Genomic DNA, 17,984 nt, shown 5'->3' on the forward strand with positions numbered 1-17,984 from the left:
TCGAGATAGGCCGGCTCGCAGCCGTCAAGGCAGATCGCAATCGCGCAGACGCGCGGCCATGAATAGTCCCGGCCATTGGCAGTGACGCTGACGGGAGTGTGCTGGTTCATTGAAAAGTCTCCTAAAAAATTCTCAGGCGGCAAGGCGCGAACGTTCGGCGAGCGCGGCAGCCGGCGGGGCGGCGGTGGCGACCCCCATTTCTTCGAGCGACTGCTTGGCGGCAGCAACCACGCGGCGCATGACATGCTCGTCCATGCGGCCGATGCAGCCGATGCGGAACGAATCCACGACAGTCAACTTGCCCGGATAGATGATGAAGCCCTTTTCCTTCATCAGCTCGTAGAAGCGGCTGAACTCGAATTTCTCGTCCGCCGGGCAGAAGAAGGTGACGATGATCGGCGACAGCCAGCGGTCGTCGAGCAGGGTCTCGAAGCCGAGCTCGCGCATGCCGGCGACCATCACGTCGCGATTGCGGGCGTAGCGGGCGCCGCGACCGGCCACCCCGCCTTCAGCCTTGTGGGTCTTCAGCGCTTCGAGGAAAGCGGCCACGACATGCGTCGGCGGCGTGAAGCGCCACTGGCCGGTCTTTTCCATTGCCGCCCACTGCGCGTGGATGTCGAGCGACAGCGAGTGGCTATTCCCCTTGGCGGCCTCAAGCGCCGACTTCTTGGCGATGACGAAGCCGAAGCCAGGCACGCCCTCGATGCACTTGTTGGCGGACGAGACCATTGCCTCGAACGGGATCTTGCTGACCTCAAGCGGAACGGCGCCGAACGCGCTCATCGAGTCGATCAGCAGCTTGCGGCCGCGCGCGAAGGTGGCTTCGGCGATTTCCGGAACCGGGTTGAGAATGCCCGAGCTCGTCTCGCAATGGATCGCAAGCACGTGGGTGATCGCCGGGTCGGCGTCGAGCGCGGCACCCACCTCATCGCCACGCGGCGGCAGGTAATCGCCCTTGTCGATCAGCGTATAGGCGCGGCCGAGATACTCCATCGTCTGCGCGGCGCGCAGACCGTAGGCGCCGTTGGCGAGCACGAGGACCTTGCCATCCTTCGGCACGAAGGTGCCAAGCATCGATTCGACGCAGTAGGAGCCCGAGCCCTGCATGGGAACGCAGTCGTACTCGCCGTTCTTGTCGTCGATCAGCTCAAGCAGCCCAGTGCGCAGGGCCTTGGTCATGGCGCGGAAATCGCCGTCCCACGAGCCCCAATCCTTCAGCATCGCCTGCTTCACTTCCCAGGAGGTGGTAAGCGGGCCAGGCGTCAGCAGGAACGGCTCGCCAAGACGCGGATCTTCAAAGGCTGATGCAGCTGCATCGTTCGACATTTTCCAGAACCTCCGGGAACGGTATTTGAGGCGACACTGATGCGCCCCAGATCATATGTAAAATCGTTAATTCCTATTGGACCTAACGATTTTTCCGATTAACTATCCGCCTGTGCGGATTGCTCGTCCGCAGATGCGGGAAGCCGCCGCAGGGACGGAGTAATCTCCGTCCCGCAGTCCCGTCTGGGCGTAAATTTTTCCCCAACAAGGCGAGGGCGTTGAACCGCCCTCAGCGCTGGCGCCAGGCCTGCAGGCGTCCGAACACGAACCGGTCGAGCACGATGTGCAGCGCCTTCACGCCGATGGCCGTTCCGACAAGCAGCGTCGCCATCGCCGCGGCGCCCGCGATGAAGCCTGCCTCGTCCATGTGAACGATCGAGATTGAGGCGAGCTTGGTGCCGGCGCCATAGAGGAAGATCACTGCCGAGACGGTCGTCAGCGCGTTGACGAACATGTAGACGGCCACGTCCAGGATCGCTGGCATGCAGATCGGCACCGTCACGCGCCTGAAGGTGCGCCAGAACGGCACCTTGAGCGACGCGGACACCGCCTCGAACTCGCGGTCGATCTGCTTCAGCGCCGTCAGGCAGGTGATGTGCGAGACGGTGTAGAAGTGCGTCACCGTGTTGATCACCAGGATCGCCAGCGTCGCATAGAGGAAGTTGAGCGGATTCCACGGCGCATTGAAGAAGAAGATGTAGCCGAGGCCGAGCACCAGTCCCGGCACCGCCACCGGCATCATCGCCAGGAAGTGCGCGAACGCGCGCATGACAGGCGAGGCCTGCGTCTTCTCGATCAGATACGCGCCGGTGAAGATGATCGCCGTGCCGATTATCGCCGTCAGCGCCGCCATCTGCAGAGAGGTAAAGTAGGGAGCCCAGCCCATCGGCTCGTAGCGCTGGAAGTTGTAGTTGTTCAGCGTGAGACTGAGATTGTACGGCCAGTATTTGATGAACGACGCCCAGATCGCGATGCCGAGCGCGACGGCCAGCAGCAGGCCGACGAACAGGCAATAGGCGGTGAAGCCGAGATCGCGCCGCGACGACGGCTTCGGCTGGTAGGGCACCGCGCGCGCCGAAAGCAGCGCCACCTGACGGCGGTTGGTCGCTCGATCGACCACGAAGGCGAGGATCGCCGGCACCAGCAGGATCATGCCGACAACCGCGCCCATCTCGAAATTCTGCTGGCCGACCACAGCACGATAAACGTCAGTTGCGAGCACGTTGAACTGGCCGCCGATCACCTTCGGGATACCGAAGTCGGTGATGACGAGGGTAAAGACCACGAAAGCGGCGCTGATGAGACCGTAGCGCGCACCCGGCAGCGTCACGGTGAAGAAGATGCGGCGCTTCGGCGTGCCCAGCGCATCGGCAACCTCATAGAGGCGGCCGTCAGAGATGCTGAGCGCGGTGACGAGGATCAGCATCGCGTGCGGGAAGGTGTAGGTCACCTGCGAGATGACGATGCCGATCGGGCCATAGATCGAATGCCCGAACAACAGGCCCTTGGCGAAGCCCTGGTTGCCGAAGATGTAGACCAGCGACAGCGCCGACATCAACGACGGCGCAAACAGCGGCAAGAGCGCCAGCGCGTAGAAGAACGGCTTGGCCGGCATGCAGGTGCGCGTCAGCGCATAGGCATAGGTAAAGGCGAGCGGTATGACGATCGCCGTCGACAGAACCGCGACCCAGACGCTGTTGAACAGCGAGTCCATCAGGATCGGGTTCGAGAAATAGGCGCCGAAATTGGCAAGGCCGACGAACTGCCCCGCGGCGTTCAGAAACGCCTTCGACAACAACGTCCACAGCGGCAGCACAATGCCGACAACGAGCGCAAGGCAGAGGACTAGCAGCAGGCCGTTTGCTATCCGCTCCTCGCTGAGGAGGCGGCGTGCCGGACGTGCGGCAACCGCCGTGGCATGTTCAGGCGACGCGGCGATGCTCATGCCGCGACCTCCTGCGCATGCGCCTCACCGTTCGGGAAGACGCGCAGCGCCTCGGGCGGCAGCGCCACCCAGATTTTCTGGCCGCGCTCGACCGCGAGGTCGCGCATCAGGTTGGCGGAGAAATCGGCAAAGAGCGGCGTCTTCACGCCGGCAATTCCGAGCTTGGCGCGGCAGAACGCGCCCATGAATTCGAGCTCCTCGACCTCGGCGTGCAGTGCGTTGACGTCATCGGGGCTGACGTTGCGCACGCGCACCTCTTCGGGGCGCAGACCAACCGAAACCGGACTGCCGGGCAAGAAGCCGCGGCAGTCGTCGCACGCGACGTTGATGCCCGCGAAGCTGACCTTGCCCTTCTCGAACAGCGTGCCGTGGAAGAAGTTCATCTTGCCGACGAAATCTGCCACGAAGGCGGTCGCCGGCCGGCGGTAGATCTCGTTGGGCGTGCCGATCTGCTCGATGACACCGTGGTTCATCACCACGATGCGGTCGGCCATGGTGAGCGCCTCTTCCTGGTCGTGCGTCACCATGATAGTGGTCACGCCAAGGCGCCGCTGCAGGTCGCAGATCTGCTCGCGAAGGTGCAAACGCACGCGCGCATCGAGTGCCGACAGCGGCTCATCGAGAAGGAGCAGGCCCGGCGAGGTTGCGAGCGCACGGGCGAGCGCCACGCGCTGCTGCTGGCCGCCGGAAAGCTGGATCGGAAATTTCTTGCCCTGGTCGGGCAGGCCAACAAGCGCGAGCAACGAGGAAACGCGCGTTTCGATCTCGGCCCGCGGCGTGCGGCGGTTGACGAGGCCATAGGCGATGTTGTCGGCGACTGTCAGGTTCGGGAACAGCGCATAGGACTGGAAGACGATGCCGAAATCCCGTTCGGAAGGCGGCGCATTGGAGACATCGACTCCGCCGATCTCGATACTGCCTTGATCCTGCCGGTCGAGGCCGGCAATGGCCCGCAGCAGCGTCGTCTTCCCGCAGCCCGAGGGGCCAAGGAAGCAGACAAACTCTCCGCTCGCCACATCGAGGTCGATGCCATGCAGCGCCGTAAAGGCGCCGAACCTCTTGAAAAGGCCGCGAACTCGCAGCGACGAGGAGCGAACACTGGGGTCTTTGGACGGGATATTCAAACTTCTCTCCTGACGGGCACGATAGTTCCGAGGAAAGGCGCATTTTGAGCGCCTAGCCCGCGCCGCAGGTCACTTCGAACAACCGCATCGGGGTGGCACGAAGGAGAGGCGGCTGGCGTTGGCTCGCCCCCGTGTGGGGCCGGAGCAGCAGGCAGCCCGGAGGCTGCCCGCGGGACGGACCGGTCCGTCAGTTCTTCGGAGCCGCCTTGGACTCGTAGCGCTTGCTCCACTCGGCGAGGATGCGCTCGCGGTTCGCAGCCATCCAGGCGAAGTCGTTGTCGATCAGCTTCGCTTCCATGTTCTCCGGATAGCCGTCCGGAGTGTTCTGCACCTCAGGATGAGCAACGACTGCATAAGTCTGCGAGTAGACCTCGTTGGCTTCCTTCGAGGCGCCCCAGTCCGCGACCTTCTTAGCGAGATCGAGGTTCTTCGAGCCCTTCACGATCGCCGTCGCTTCCATTTCCCAGCCGGAGCCTTCTTCCGGAACGACGATCTCCAGCGGCGCGCCCTGCGAACGCTCGTAGACGCCGCGCATGTCGAGGGCGATACCAGCGACGCGCTCGCCGCGGGCAGCCTGGACGCAAGGAGCCGAACCGGAGTGGAGGTAGGCCGCAATGTTCTCATGCAGGCCGTCCATGAACTTCCAGCCCTCTTCCTCGCCCATCATCTGCAGCCAGCCGCCCACCATCAGGTAGCCGGTGCCGGACGAGGCCGGGTGCGGCATGACGATCTTGTCCTTGAACTCGGGCTTCAGCAGATCCTTCCACGAGGTCGGCTGCGCGATGCCTGCGCCCTCAGCTTCGGCGCTGTTGAAGCAGACGACGCCGACATAGGCGTCCATCCCAGTCCAGGTCGGGGCGTCGCGACGGTCGCGGAACTTTTCGCGCAGGCCATCCTGGGCGGCCGGCTTGTAGCTTTCGAGCAGGCCCTTTTCGTCGAACATCAGCAGGCTCGACAGTGCGAGGCCGAGCACCATGTCGGCCTGGGGATTCTCTGCCTCGGCAAGGAAACGGGCGGTGATGACGCCGGTGGAGTCGCGGACCCAGACGACCTCGACTTCCGGCACGGCAGCTTCGATCGCCTGCTTGAACGGCTCAAGCTGGTCGTTTTCGACTGCGGTGTAAATCGTGAGTGGTGTGCGCTGCTGCGCCTCGGCCATGCCGGTGACTGCAAGCGCAACGGCGGCCGCAAGACCGGCCTTAAACAGTGATCTCATGCGTAGTGCTCCCTCTTCTTTACGCCGCCGGTTCCATGCGACGGCCATGCCCTTGTCGTTTTGCGCATCACTGCGCTCCGATGTGTCCTGTTACACGTCAGCGCGTCGGCCTCCCATCTGACCGACGGCCAAAGTCTTTTCACTCTCCTTGATGTGTGTAGATGACAGCCGTGTGAAGGCGATTGCCAGCGACAGAGCCATACCATGCGGACCTGTTCATTTCCGGCATCCAACTTCCTTCGACCGAGCCTTGTCTTTCCGACCGTAGGTGCAACCCAGACATTTGAATAATCGATAATTTTAATGCACCTGAAAGTCTACCTTATATACTGATCTTGCCGATCAGCGTCGGAACAAGGACTCCGCGGCGAGCCTGCTGCTTCCCTTGCTGACAAGCTCTGCTTCGAGGCGCTTCACCTCCGCCTTGAGCTGTTCGATGCGCTCGCGCAGTTCATCTACCGAGAGCAATGAAAGGTCCTGCCCGATCTCGTGGACCTTCTTCGGCCTCAAGGGTTCATCATCGAACAGTGCCATTTTGAACTCCTTCAATTGCCCTGGCGGAAACAAGTCTACATAAGGACCACAATGAAGGAAACGCAGGGATGAGGTGGCAGAGATGATTCCCGAGGTGATGACCGCGATTGCCATCAGCGAGCCGGGCAACCCGTTGGTGCTGAAGCCCGAACGGCGGCCGGTGCCGCAGCCGGGCGAAGGCGAGATCCTGATCCGGGTCCGCGCCGCCGGCGTCAACCGGCCGGACGTCCTGCAGCGCAAGGGCGCCTACCCGCCGCCGCCCGGCGCATCCGACCTTCCGGGTCTGGAAGCCGCTGGTGAAGTCGCTGCGGTCGGCAACGGCGTCACCCGCTGGCGCGTCGGCGACGGTGTTGCTGCACTCACGGCTGGCGGCGGCTATGCCGAATATGTCGTCGTCCACGAAACCAATGCGCTGCCGATCCCGCACGGATTTACTTTCACCGAAGCGGCAGCAATCCCGGAGACCTTCTTCACCGTCTGGCACAACGTCTTCCAGCGCGGCGGGCTGAAGGCGGGCGAGGACTTTCTCGTCCACGGCGGCTCGTCCGGCATCGGCACCACCGCGATCCAGCTCGCCAACGCCTTCGGCGCGCGGGTCTTCACAACGGCGGGGAGCGAGGAGAAGTGCCTCGCCTGCGTCAGCCTCGGCGCCACCCGCGCCATCAACTACCGGGAGGAAGATTTCGTCCGCGTCGTCAAGGAGGAGACCGGCGGCAAGGGCGTCGAGGTAATCCTCGACATGGTTGGTGGCGATTATGTCGACCGCAACTACCACGCCGCCGCCGTCGAGGGCCGCATCGTCCAGATCGCCACGCTTGGCGGTGCCAAGGCCACCGCCGACATCTCGCGGCTGATGGTCAAGCGCCTCACCCATACCGGCTCGACGCTGCGGCCCCGCTCGGTCGAGTTCAAGGCGAAGATCGCCGCCGAACTCGAGGCGAAGGTCTGGCCGCTGCTTGCCGCCCGCAAGGTGCAGCCGGTCATGGACATGATCTTCCCGCTCACCGAGGCCTGGCGCGCGCACGAGCGCATGGAGGAAGGCGAGCACATCGGCAAGATCGTGCTCGACGTATTCTGAGAGGAAAGAAGCAATGACCACCTACAACGGCGCGTGCCACTGCGGTGCGGTGCGCTTCCGCACGAAACTCAAGAACGGTCTTGCCAGCGCGCGCCGTTGCAACTGCTCGCTGTGCCGCATGCGCGGGGCGATCGCCGTGGGTGCGGCTCGCGACGAGTTCGAGATCGTCGAGGGGGCTGAGCAGCTATCCACCTACACCTTCAACACCGGCACCGCGCAGCACTATTTCTGCTCGCAGTGCGGCATCTACACCCATCACCTTCGTCGTTCGAACCAGAATGAGTACGGCGTCAATGTCGCGTGCCTGGAAGGCATAAGCCCGTTCGATTTCGAGGAAGTACTGGTCATAGACGGGATCAACCACCCGGCCGACGACAAGGAGCAAAAGGGCCCGCGCATAGCCGGAACGCTGCACTTTGTGCGTAACGACGGGTAACTCGGCTTTTCTGCCGCTTTTCGTTGCGGACGGAACAAAATGCCGCTATATGCGTCACTGATTTCCCATAAATTGGTGGCTTGCCACCGCCCGCGACAGGGACGCGGGCGAACGAGAGGATTTATCCTATGGCCAACACACTGCTGATGCCGAAGGCGACCGCCGTCTGGCTGGTTGACAACACGGCACTGTCGTTCGACCAGATCGCCACCTTCTGCAAGCTGCATCCGCTTGAGGTCAAGGCTATCGCCGATGGTGAAGCCGCGCAGGGCATCAAGGGTCTCGATCCGATCATCACCGGTCAGCTGACGCGTGAGGAGATTGCCCGCGGCGAAGCGGACACGAACTACCGCCTCAAGCTGTCCGACCCGAAGGTTCGCGTGCCGGAGTCGAAGCGCCGCACGCCGCGCTACACGCCACTGTCGAAGCGCCAGGACCGCCCGAACGCGATCCTGTGGCTGGTCAAGAACCATCCGGAGCTCAAGGACGCGCAGATCTCGCGCCTCGTCGGCACGACCAAGTCTACGATCGAGCAGATCCGCAACCGCAGCCACTGGAACTCGGCCAACCTGGTTCCGATGGATCCGGTCACGCTTGGCCTGTGCTCGCAGATCGACCTTGATCTCGAAGTCCAGCGTGCGTCGCGCGGCCTGCCGCCGGCACCGCCGACCGGCGACACCCTGCTGCCCGCCTCGATGACGGAAGATCTCGACATCAACGAGAACCAGGAAGACGAAGAACTGGACGCAGATGCCGTCTTCGCGAAGCTGTCCTCGCTGAAGTCGACCCGTCAGGACGAGGACGAAGACGAGGAGTAATCCTCACGCGTTGCCGCGCGCTTCCCAGCAGCGGTAGAAATCGGCAAGTTGCTTGCCCCTCTCGGGCCGGAACGTCCGGCCCGCAGACTTTGCTTCCGAAATGCGGTCCAGCCTGAACGCGCGAAAATCGTTGCGCATTTCGCACCAGGCGACCAGCGTCCACACCTTCCCCCAGAACCAGAGCCCGAGCGGGCGAACGTCGCGGATGGTCGAGTTGCCGGCTTCGTCCCGGTAGTCGAGCGTCAGCACGTCGCGCGTTTCGATGGCGCGCTCGAGCATGTCGACCAGCTTGCGCTCGGCCTCACTCACCACCCAGTCGGGCATGTGGATCTCGTTGCGCGCAATCCGGGCCTTTTCAGGTTCCGGCAATACGGCGCCGATCTTCACCAGCGCTTCCTCCGCCGCGCGCGCCATCTGCGCGCCGCCGAAGGCGCGCACCATGCGTGCGCCCGCAACGAGGGCGACGATCTCGTCGCGGGTGAACATCAGCGGCGGGAGTTCAAAGCCCTCGCGCATCAGGTAGCCGACGCCGGCCTCGCCGTCGATCGGCACGCCTGTCGCCTGCAGATCGGCGATGTCGCGATAGATTGTGCGCTCGGAGACCTCGAGCCGCTCCCCGAGCATACGCGCCGTCACAAGGCGCCCGCCGCGCAGGTGCTGGACGATCTGGAACAGGCGATCTGCGCGTCGCATGGCAAAGGGTCCTCGAGAAGGATTTCGGGGGCACTATGCCAGCATCCTCCTGACACCATTCTGTCAGGAGGACGGCAGGAGGAAAAGCCTCAGGCGAAGCGGCGGGCGGCGTCGAGCGCGAGCCCCAATCCGACCGCACCGTAGCGATCAGTGTTGACGACGCGCGCGTGCGGAAAACGCTCGGTCGAGGCGCGGCGAACGAGTGGCACCTGCGCGCCGCCACCGGTCATGACGACGGTGTCGATCTGTTCGGCGGTCACGCCTGCCGCCACCAGCGCCTCGTCGATCGCGCCCCTGATCTTGCGCACGAGGTCGTCGCTCGCCGTCTCGAACTCGCCGCGCGTCACCGGCACCTCAAGGTGTAGTCCCGGCTCCTTCAGCCGAACCGCTGTTTCTTCGGCGTCCGAAAGCTCGATCTTCGCCTTTTCGACCTGAGCCGCCAGGCGATGGCCCGAACGGTTCTCAAGCAGGTGCATGTAGCGATCGAGCTTTTCCGGCTCCGCCGCCTCACGCTGGAGCGAGTGAATGTCGCGCACGATCTTCGGCGTGTAGAGCAGGTTGATCTTGTGCCAGGTGGCCATGTCGTTGAAGTACCAGACTGGCAGCTGGCGCTTGCCGTCCTTGGTGCTGCTGCCGAGGCCGAAGTGCGGCATGACGCGTGCAATGTTGAGCTGGCGGTCGAAGTCTGTACCGCCGACATGAACGCCTGAAGTCGAAAGAATGTCGTCGCGCCGGTCTATCGACTGGGCACGCTCAGGCGACAGGCGCAGCACCGAGAAGTCGGACGTGCCGCCGCCGATATCGACGATCAGTGCGAGCACCTCGTCGTTGAGCTCGCGCTCGAAGTTGAGCGCGGCCGCCACCGGCTCGAACTGGAACTCGATGTGCCTGAAGCCTTCCTCGCGTGCGGCAGCCTCGAGCTGGTCCTGCGCCGTGCGGTCGGCAGCCTCGTCGCCGTCGATGAAGAACACGGGCCGGCCGAGCACGACGCTCTCCGGCATGCTGCCGTGATGCGCCTCCAGCTGCTTGCGCAAATTGCGCAGGAACCGGCCGATCAGTCCCTGGAAGGTCATGCGGTCGCGGCCGACCTGCGTGGTTTCCTTCATCAGACTGGTGCCGAGGATCGACTTCAGCGCCCGCATGAACCGGCCTTCGGCGCCGTCCATATATTCATGCACGGCGGAGCGGCCAAAGTGCACGCTGCCATCCTCGAGGCTGAAGAACATCGCCGACGGGATCGTGACATCATTTCCCTCGACCGGGATCAGGTACGGCGCGCCACCGGCTGCGCAAAGGCCAACGGTGGAGTTGGTGGTGCCGAAGTCGACGCCACAATGAAGAACGGACATTTGTGTGCTCGCATGGCTTCGCCGCCGGCGCGAAAACGCGCGAAGGCGAAGGGGGTGTGATTTGGAAAGGGACGCCCCTCTACCGCATCCCGCCCGGCTTGAAAACCGCAAAGCGGCTTCCCGCGTCAATCCGACCGGATGATGGGGGCACGGCTATGACGTCAGTCCTTTGTGGTCAGCCAGACGCCCGCGAGCGTCACGACCAAACCGATCATCATCGGCAGGGTCAGTGGCTCGGAAAACAGTGCCCAGGCCCAGATCATGGTGACCGGCGGACTGAGGTAGATCGCTGCGCTGACCTTTGCCACCGGGTACATGCGTAGCATCCAGTAGTAGATCGAGTAGCAGGCGAAGGTGGCAATCAGCACCAGCCAGATGATGCCGATCGCAAACTCACGCGTGAGCGGCGGCGCCAGACCATCCTGCGCCAGGGCGCAGATGCCGAACAGCACGGCGCCGGTCAGCGAATGGATGCAGAGGCTCTGGTGCACCGGCATGTCGAGGGCCTTGCTGCCACGGCGCAATACTGATGCAAACGCAAAAACCAGCATCGCCCCGATCGTGAGCCCATAGGCCCACAAAGGCGCGGTGCCGATGCTGAGGCTGTCGAACGTAACAATCAGCACCCCGGCGACCGCGACCGACGTGCCGAGCCACTGTCTCGGCGAAAGCCGCTCGCCAAGCAGCGGCTGAGACATGGCGGCGATTGCCAGCGGCACGAGGTCGGAGATCAGCGCGACCAGTCCGGTCGGGACCCGTTGCTCGATCGCAAGCGCGAAGCCGCCGAGGTAGATGAACACCGCGAGGATGCCAAAGGCAGCCTGCGATAGAACTGCGCGGAGCGACATCTTCGGGCCGCGCAGCAGCGCGAAGGGAAGAAGGAGCAGACCCGACAACAGCGTGCGCCAGAACAGCATCATGGCAACGCCGGCATCTTGATTGGCATAACGAGTGCCGACGAAACCCGAGCTCCAGGTGATGACGAGCAGCGCCACCATCAGCGGCCAGAGCAGCTTCGGATGGAGCAGATGAAAATCTCGGGGGGAAGGTTCGATCATGAATGCGGGCTCATTGCCCGCAATGCATAGCGGGTCCGCAGCCAGCGCGCATGCGAAATCGTGGGCCAGACTTGTTGCGCAGCACTTATTCAGCAGCGTCCGGCAGCCCGTCACGCCCCTCCGCCATGCTTCGCGGGCCCCCGTTATTTGGGGAAGTGCGGCGAAGGCTGCGGAGGGCGTGATGGGCAGTGCCCCAAGATGTTATGGCAATGAAGAGGCGTTACACAGGTGGTAGAGGAGGCGAGTCAGTAAATAGTGACTTACGCTCTGCATCCTGAGGCGCGGGAGCCTTTAATACCCCCTCCTCTCCTACTCACCTATTCCCTCTAAACGCCGATTCCCTTCTCCTTCAGCGCATCGCCGATTTCGCCTAGGATTGCCGGATCGTCGATGGTCGCCGGCATGTTCCACTGCTCCTTGTCGGCGATCTTCTGCATCGTGCTGCGCAGGATTTTGCCGGAGCGAGTCTTCGGCAGGCGCTTGACTGTCACCACCGACTTGAACGCAGCCACGGGGCCGATCTTCTCGCGCACCAGCGCGATCACTTCCTTTTCGATCTGCGCTGGATCGCGGCTGACACCCGCATTCAGCACGACGAAGCCGCAAGGGATCTGTCCCTTCATCTCGTCATGGATACCGATCACCGCGCATTCGGCGACGTCTGGGTGCTGCGCGACTACCTCCTCCATGCCGCCCGTCGACAGCCGATGGCCGGCGACATTGATGATGTCGTCGGTGCGCGCCATGATGAAGAGATAGCCGTCCTCATCGATGTAGCCCGCGTCGGCCGTCTTGTAGTAACCGGGGAACTCGTCGAGGTAGGAATTGCGGAAGCGCTCCTCGGCGTTCCAGAGCGTCGGCAGGCAGCCTGGCGGAAGCGGCAGCTTGATGACGACATTGCCGAGCCCGCCCGGGGCGACAGGCTGACCGCCATCGTCAACGACCTGCACGTCGAACCCCGGCATAGGAACAGCCGGCGAGCCGTACTTGATCGGCAGCATGCCAAGACCAACCGGGTTATGGCTGATCGGGTGACCGGTTTCGGTCTGCCACCAGTGGTCGATGACCGGAACGCGCAGCCGCGTCTCGGCCCACTTCACCGTCTCGGGATCGGCGCGTTCGCCAGCGAGGAACAGCGTGCGGAGCGTCGAAAGATCGTACTTGCCGATGAACTCGCCCTGCGGGTCCTGGCCCTTGATGGCGCGAAAGGCGGTCGGCGCAGTGAACAGCGCGACGACATTATGCTCGGAGATCACGCGCCAGAAGGTGCCGGCATCGGGCGTGCCGACCGGTTTGCCCTCGAACAGCACCGTCGTGCAGCCGGCAAAGAGCGGCGCATAGACGATGTAGGAATGACCGACGACCCAGCCGACGTCCGATGCGGCCCAAAATACTTCGCCCGGCTTGATGCCGTACTCGTTCTCCATGGTCCAGGTCAGCGCGACGAGATGGCCGCCATTGTCGCGCACGACGCCTTTGGGCTGGCCGGTCGTCCCGGAGGTGTAGAGGATGTAGAGCGGGTCGGTCGCTGCGACCGGAACGCATTCAACCTTCGCACCCTCGGCCTTGGCCTTCGCGACGGCTTCGGCCATGTCGACGTCGCGCCCCTCGATCAGGTCGCAGCCCTGCTGCTCGCGCTGGAAGATGACGCAGCTCTCGACCTTGTGCGTCGACATCTCGATCGCTTCGTCGAGCAGCGGCTTGTAGGCGATGACGCGGCCTGGCTCGATGCCGCAGGAGGCGGAGACGATCAGCTTGGGCTGGCAGTCATTGATGCGGGTGGCAAGCTCGCGCGCTGCAAAGCCGCCGAAGACGACCGAGTGCACGGCGCCGAGGCGCGCGCAGGCGAGCATAGCGAACATCGCCTGAGGGATCATCGGCATGTAGATGATGACGCGGTCGCCCTTCTCGACGCCCTGCTGACGAAGCACCGCGGCGAGCGCCTCGACCTCTTCCTTGAACTCGCCGTAGGTGTAGGTGCGCTTCGCGCCCGTGATCGGGCCGTCGTAGATGATTGCCGGCTGGTCGGCGCGGCCACGTTCGACATGCCGATCGATCGCGTTGTAGCAGGTGTTACATACAGCATCCGGGAACCAGCGACCGAACACACCGCTATTGGCGTCGAATATCCTGGTCGGCGCCTTGATCCAGTCTACCGCTTTTGCAGCCTCAGCCCAGAAAGCGTCCGGGTTAGACTTCCAGCTTGCATAGACCTCGGCATAACGTGACGTCAATTTAACTTCCTCCATTTCTCGCCGGCCTGCTTTATTGAGCCGATCTCCTCCCGAGTCCACTCAACTATGTGACACAATCGTCATGCTTTGACAGAGATCAACTATGCTGATCAAAGAAGACCAGCATGACAAAGATTCTCTCGATCATCATCATCGGCCTCATGATCATCCAGATCATCAAGCCACTCGGCCTTCCGGGCCTCAAACGCCGCGCCGATTTCTGGAAGCTCGCCATCATTGCGCTCGGCCTCATCGTCATCACCGCAGGCCTCAGCCACGGCAAATAAAAAACCCGGTCCGCGAGCGGACCGGGTGCATGGAGCCGATGGCTGCGGACGCCTCAGCATCCGCAAAATCCCGTCCTTATCGGGCGCGGGACGCCTCGAAGATGCTGTCGATCGCCGAAGCGAGGACCGCATTGAATTCCTCGTCGCTCTGCTGTGCCGACAGGCCCTCGGTCAGGGCACGCGAGAAGGAGGCGATCACGCCGTCGTTTTCCATCAGCTTCGCGTTTGCCTCGTCGCGGGTGTAGCCGCCCGACAGCGCCACGACGCGCATGACGCGCGGGTGGTCAACCAGTGGCTTGTAGAGGTTGGCCTTGGTCGGCAGCGTCAGCTTCAGCATGACCTGCTGGCCTTCCGGCAGCGCGTCGAGCTGCTTCAGGATCTCGGCGAGCAGCAGATCCTCGGCCTCAGCCTTGTCGGCGATCGAGATCGTCACTTCCGGCTCGATGATCGGCATCAGGCCCTTGGCGAGGATCTGCTTGCCGACCTCGAACTGCTGCGCGACGATTGCCTCGATGCCAGCCTGGTTGGCGGCGTCGATGACCGAACGCATCTTGGTGCCGAAAATGCCCTTCTCGACCGCGCGATCGAGCAGCGCGTCGAGCTGCGGCATGTCCTTCATCAGCTTGACGCCATCCTTGGCATCGGCAAGGCCCTTGTCGACCTTGAGGAAGGGCACGACGCCGCGGTTCTTCCAGAGGTACTCCGCGGTCGGCGTGCCGTCGATGTCGCGATCCATCGTCTGCTCGAACAGGATCGCGCCCATCACCTTGTCACCGGTAAAGGCGGGCGACTTGATGATACGCGCACGCATCTGGTGGATGAGGTCGAACATCTCGGCCTCGCTCGACCAGGCGCCCTCGTCGATGCCGTAGAGCTTCAGCGCCTTCGGGGTCGAGCCGCCCGACTGGTCAAGTGCCGCAATGAACCCATCCTTGTTTGCCGCCTGAGCGGCCATTGCCGCCATGTCCTGGGAACGTTCGCTCATTCACCTGCCTCCTGAACTTGACTATGCAGGCCGCTTACCAGATGCGGCGAACGAACGGAATGCGACCGCCCCGGTCGAATCGGTTTAAAGCAATTTCAAATGTTTAAGTGACGGCGACGCAAGGGCAGTTGCCCCACCCGCAGGAGGGAACCATGCGTCGTTCGGGGGCTCTTGCAGCCGCCAGAGACACCATTGCGATGAGACATGTTTCGGTTGTCGGAGGACCTACGCGGCCATGCCGGCGCCCTCGGTGGGTTCGGAGGCGCCACGCTCGCGATCGACCAGTAGCAAGCGACAACGAGATGCCAGTGGGCAACTTTCTCGAACGTACCTGATGCCCTCCGCTCCATGACGCCCCCTCCACCATGCTTCGCATGGTCTCCCTCCCCCATAAATGGGGGAAGATCCTGAGGGTGAGGACGTCATGACAAGATGCGCCACTTCCTGCGCCGCGGGACAGTTGATCCGCCAAAATTCCAACCTGCACACCCCGGATCCTCCCCCGCGGCGCGGGGGAGGTGGCGCAAAGCGCCGGAGGGGGCTCGAAGGCACTACGGTCTTAGTGGACGACCAAACCCAACCAGACGCCAAACAAAAACGGCGCGGGGGGTCCCGCGCCGTCGGTGACAAAAACTAGCCAGCGAAGACTACTTCATCAGCGCCACAACGCCCGGCAGCTCCTTGCCTTCCATCCATTCGAGGAAGGCGCCGCCGGCGGTCGAGACATAGGAGAAGTCGTCGGCAACACCGGCATGATTGAGAGCGGCGACCGTGTCGCCGCCGCCGGCGACCGACACCAGCTTGCCGGCCTTCGTCTGCTCGCCGGCGAATTGCGCGGCGGCAACTGTTGCCTTGTCGAAGGGGTTGAGCTCGAACGCGCCGAGCGGGCCGTTCCAGACAAGCGTCTGCGCGCGATCGATCCACTGCTTAACGGTCTCGACGGTCTTGGGACCGACGTCGAGGATCATCGCGTCGGCAGGTACAGCCTCGACGCCGACGGTCTCGTTCTCGGCATTGGCCTTGAAGTCGCGCGCGACGACGGCGTCAGTCGGCAGGATGATGGCGCAGCCGGCCGAAGCCGCCTCGATCATGATCTGCTTGGCGGTGTCGGCAAGGTCATGCTCGCACAGCGACTTGCCGACATCGGTACCGCGGGCTGAGAGGAAAGTGTTGGCCATGCCGCCGCCGATCACCAGCGCGTCGACCTTCTTCACAAGGTTCATGAGGAGGTCGATCTTGGTCGACACCTTCGCGCCGCCGACGATGGCGACGACCGGCTTTGCCGGCTTGCCGAGGCCCTTCTCCAGCGCTTCGAGCTCAGCCTGCATGGTGCGGCCGGCATAGGCCGGGAGCAGGTGGGCGAGCCCTTCCGTCGAAGCATGCGCGCGGTGCGCGGCCGAAAAGGCATCATTCACATAGATGTCGCCATCGGCAGCAAGCGCCTTGGTAAACTCGGCGTCGTTCTTCTCCTCGCCCTTGTGGAAGCGGGTGTTTTCAAGGAGGAGCACGCCACCCGCCGGGAGAGCCTCAATCGCGGCAGCCGCCTTTTCGCCGATGCAATCCTCGGCAAAGGCGACCGGCTTGCCGAGCACCTTCGACGTCGCGTCCACGATCTGCTTCAGCGAGAATTCCGGGTTCGCCTCGCCCTTGGGGCGGCCGAAATGCGCGAGCAGCACGACCTTCGCGCCCTTGTCCGAAAGCTCGCTGATCGTCGGCGCGACGCGCTCGATGCGCGTTGTATCGGTCACTTCGCCATCCTTTACCGGCACGTTGAGGTCGACGCGCACCAGGACGCGCTTGCCGCTGATCTCGCCAATGTCGTCGAGTGTCTTGAAGCCGCTCATTTCCTGCCCTTTCCAGAAGTTGCCAGACCGTTGCGCCAGTCATCGTGTAAATTCCAAGCGCGTCAGGCCCCGGGTTGCAATCATGTATAGAGGTAACGGTCGCCTTCGAGCGGCGGCGGGGCCTTCTCGCCGAGTGCCTCGAAGACGGAAATCTCGCAGACCCGGCACAGGCCGTCGAGCGGAAGGTCGTTGGCTTCGGTGCCGAACGGATCCTCCAGTTCTTCCGACAGCGCGTCGAGTCCGAAATAGGTGTAGGTGATCAGCGCCGTGAACAGCGGCGTTGCCCAGCCCGTCGCCGATACCAGGGCGAACGGCAGCAGCAGGCAGACGATATAGGCGGTGCGGCGCAGAAGCAGCGAATAGGCGAACGGCAACGGTGTTCCTGAAATGCGCTCGCATCCCGCCTCCACGGCTGCCAGCGACGACAGGCGCTCATCGAGGATGCGGTAGCCGATGGGGTCGATCGCGCCTTCCTGCAACAACGCGCCGGCCTGCTCGCCCATGCGCCGCAGCACGGCGTCGGTCCTGTTGCGGTAATCGACAAGCTCCTCCGCGCGATCGCCGGCGAGTTCGCGCGCCTTGTCCATCGCGTCCGTCCGGCGCAGATGCGCGCGTAGGAAGTGGCAGAACAGCAGCGCGTCGATCAGGAAGGACCGGCGTCGTGCTTTGTCCGCGACCAGCGAGTTCGACACGCGCGCCAGATTGCGGATGTCATAGACGAGCTGGCCCCACAGCTTGCGCGCTTCCCACCAGCGGTCGTAGGCGGCGTTGTTGCGAAAGCCGAGATAAATCGACAGCGAGATTCCGACGAGACCAAACGGGGTGATGTTGAACTTCTCGAAGCTCAGCCCCGACATCTGCACGGCAATGACCACAGCCACCGCATAGATCGTCATGCCGATGATCTGCGGCAGCGTGCGCGGCACGATCGAGCCGCGCATCACGAAGAACAGGCTGAGAAAGCCGGGCCTTGGCCGAATGATCATCTTGCTGGATCCCTTACGGCCGTGGCGGCCGTACTGCCCTAGCAAAACGCCCGGACGAAGCCGGGCGTTTC

16 protein-coding genes are annotated in these 17,984 nt (G+C 63.4%); 4 read left to right on the forward strand and 12 right to left on the reverse strand.

Features of this window, described 5'->3' with window-relative positions; all coding sequences use genetic code 11:
* Nucleotides 1–132: 132 nt before the first annotated feature.
* From L630_RS0116210 to L630_RS0116230, 5 genes are all read right to left on the reverse strand, one after another.
* Complete coding sequence (locus tag L630_RS0116210; RefSeq protein ID WP_024849285.1) at nucleotides 133–1,326, reverse strand: 2-aminoethylphosphonate--pyruvate transaminase; 1,194 nt, start codon at nucleotides 1,324–1,326, stop codon at nucleotides 133–135.
* A gap of 229 nt (nucleotides 1,327–1,555) precedes the next feature.
* Nucleotides 1,556–3,271 carry a putative 2-aminoethylphosphonate ABC transporter permease subunit gene (locus tag L630_RS0116215; protein WP_024849286.1) on the reverse strand — a complete coding sequence of 572 codons (1,716 nt, stop codon included), beginning with the start codon at nucleotides 3,269–3,271 and terminating at the stop codon, nucleotides 1,556–1,558.
* Nucleotides 3,268–4,395, reverse strand: coding sequence for a putative 2-aminoethylphosphonate ABC transporter ATP-binding protein (locus L630_RS0116220; RefSeq protein ID WP_024849287.1), 1,128 nt, complete (start codon nucleotides 4,393–4,395; stop codon nucleotides 3,268–3,270). The genes L630_RS0116215 and L630_RS0116220 overlap by 4 nt, the downstream gene beginning before the upstream one ends.
* A 187-nt stretch (nucleotides 4,396–4,582) precedes the next feature.
* The gene (locus L630_RS0116225; protein WP_034330607.1) at nucleotides 4,583–5,611 is read right to left on the reverse strand and encodes a putative 2-aminoethylphosphonate ABC transporter substrate-binding protein; all 1,029 of its coding nucleotides are present in this window, start codon (nucleotides 5,609–5,611) and stop codon (nucleotides 4,583–4,585) included.
* 342 nt (nucleotides 5,612–5,953) lie between these two features.
* A complete protein-coding gene (locus tag L630_RS0116230) occupies nucleotides 5,954–6,145 on the reverse strand; it encodes a DUF1192 domain-containing protein (protein WP_024849289.1) in 192 nt (63 codons plus the stop codon).
* A gap of 73 nt (nucleotides 6,146–6,218) precedes the next feature.
* Here L630_RS0116230 and L630_RS0116235 point away from each other — a divergent pair, with 73 nt between their 5' ends.
* From L630_RS0116235 to L630_RS0116245, 3 genes are all read left to right on the forward strand, one after another.
* Nucleotides 6,219–7,223 (forward strand): NAD(P)H-quinone oxidoreductase, encoded by a 1,005-nt coding sequence (locus tag L630_RS0116235; protein ID WP_024849290.1) that lies wholly within the window; start codon nucleotides 6,219–6,221, stop codon nucleotides 7,221–7,223.
* A gap of 13 nt (nucleotides 7,224–7,236) precedes the next feature.
* The gene (locus tag L630_RS0116240; protein ID WP_024849291.1) at nucleotides 7,237–7,659 is read left to right on the forward strand and encodes a GFA family protein; all 423 of its coding nucleotides are present in this window, start codon (nucleotides 7,237–7,239) and stop codon (nucleotides 7,657–7,659) included.
* A gap of 128 nt (nucleotides 7,660–7,787) precedes the next feature.
* Nucleotides 7,788–8,477, forward strand: coding sequence for a DUF1013 domain-containing protein (locus L630_RS0116245; RefSeq protein WP_024849292.1), 690 nt, complete (start codon nucleotides 7,788–7,790; stop codon nucleotides 8,475–8,477).
* Between the two features lie 3 nt (nucleotides 8,478–8,480).
* Here the strand turns inward: L630_RS0116245 and L630_RS0116250 are convergent, their stop codons facing one another.
* The 4 genes from L630_RS0116250 to L630_RS0116265 all read right to left on the reverse strand — a co-directional run bounded on the left by L630_RS0116250 (nucleotide 8,481) and on the right by L630_RS0116265 (nucleotide 13,811).
* Nucleotides 8,481–9,170: a YafY family protein gene (locus L630_RS0116250; RefSeq protein WP_024849293.1), complete on the reverse strand. Its 690-nt coding sequence runs from the start codon at nucleotides 9,168–9,170 to the stop codon at nucleotides 8,481–8,483.
* Between the two features lie 89 nt (nucleotides 9,171–9,259).
* Complete coding sequence (locus L630_RS0116255; protein WP_024849294.1) at nucleotides 9,260–10,519, reverse strand: Hsp70 family protein; 1,260 nt, start codon at nucleotides 10,517–10,519, stop codon at nucleotides 9,260–9,262.
* Nucleotides 10,520–10,680: 161 nt separating this feature from the next.
* On the reverse strand, nucleotides 10,681–11,577 hold the full coding sequence (locus L630_RS0116260; RefSeq protein ID WP_024849295.1) for a DMT family transporter: 897 nt from the start codon (nucleotides 11,575–11,577) through the stop codon (nucleotides 10,681–10,683).
* A 326-nt stretch (nucleotides 11,578–11,903) separates the two neighbouring features.
* Nucleotides 11,904–13,811 carry a propionyl-CoA synthetase gene (locus L630_RS0116265; protein ID WP_024849296.1) on the reverse strand — a complete coding sequence of 636 codons (1,908 nt, stop codon included), beginning with the start codon at nucleotides 13,809–13,811 and terminating at the stop codon, nucleotides 11,904–11,906.
* A gap of 125 nt (nucleotides 13,812–13,936) precedes the next feature.
* Between L630_RS0116265 and L630_RS23200 the strand changes: the two genes are divergently transcribed.
* Complete coding sequence (locus L630_RS23200; protein WP_186441313.1) at nucleotides 13,937–14,098, forward strand: hypothetical protein; 162 nt, start codon at nucleotides 13,937–13,939, stop codon at nucleotides 14,096–14,098.
* A 76-nt stretch (nucleotides 14,099–14,174) separates the two neighbouring features.
* Here L630_RS23200 and L630_RS0116275 read toward each other — a convergent pair whose 3' ends face one another.
* From L630_RS0116275 to L630_RS0116285, 3 genes are all read right to left on the reverse strand, one after another.
* On the reverse strand, nucleotides 14,175–15,083 hold the full coding sequence (locus tag L630_RS0116275; protein WP_024849297.1) for a fructose bisphosphate aldolase: 909 nt from the start codon (nucleotides 15,081–15,083) through the stop codon (nucleotides 14,175–14,177).
* Between the two features lie 647 nt (nucleotides 15,084–15,730).
* A complete protein-coding gene (locus tag L630_RS0116280; RefSeq protein ID WP_024849298.1) occupies nucleotides 15,731–16,927 on the reverse strand; it encodes a phosphoglycerate kinase in 1,197 nt (398 codons plus the stop codon).
* A gap of 80 nt (nucleotides 16,928–17,007) precedes the next feature.
* A complete protein-coding gene (locus L630_RS0116285) occupies nucleotides 17,008–17,913 on the reverse strand; it encodes a bestrophin family ion channel (protein ID WP_024849299.1) in 906 nt (301 codons plus the stop codon).
* Nucleotides 17,914–17,984 lie beyond the last annotated feature (71 nt).

It is taken from the genome of Aminobacter sp. J41 (genome assembly GCF_000526635.1).
GTDB lineage: Bacteria > Pseudomonadota > Alphaproteobacteria > Rhizobiales > Rhizobiaceae > Aerobium.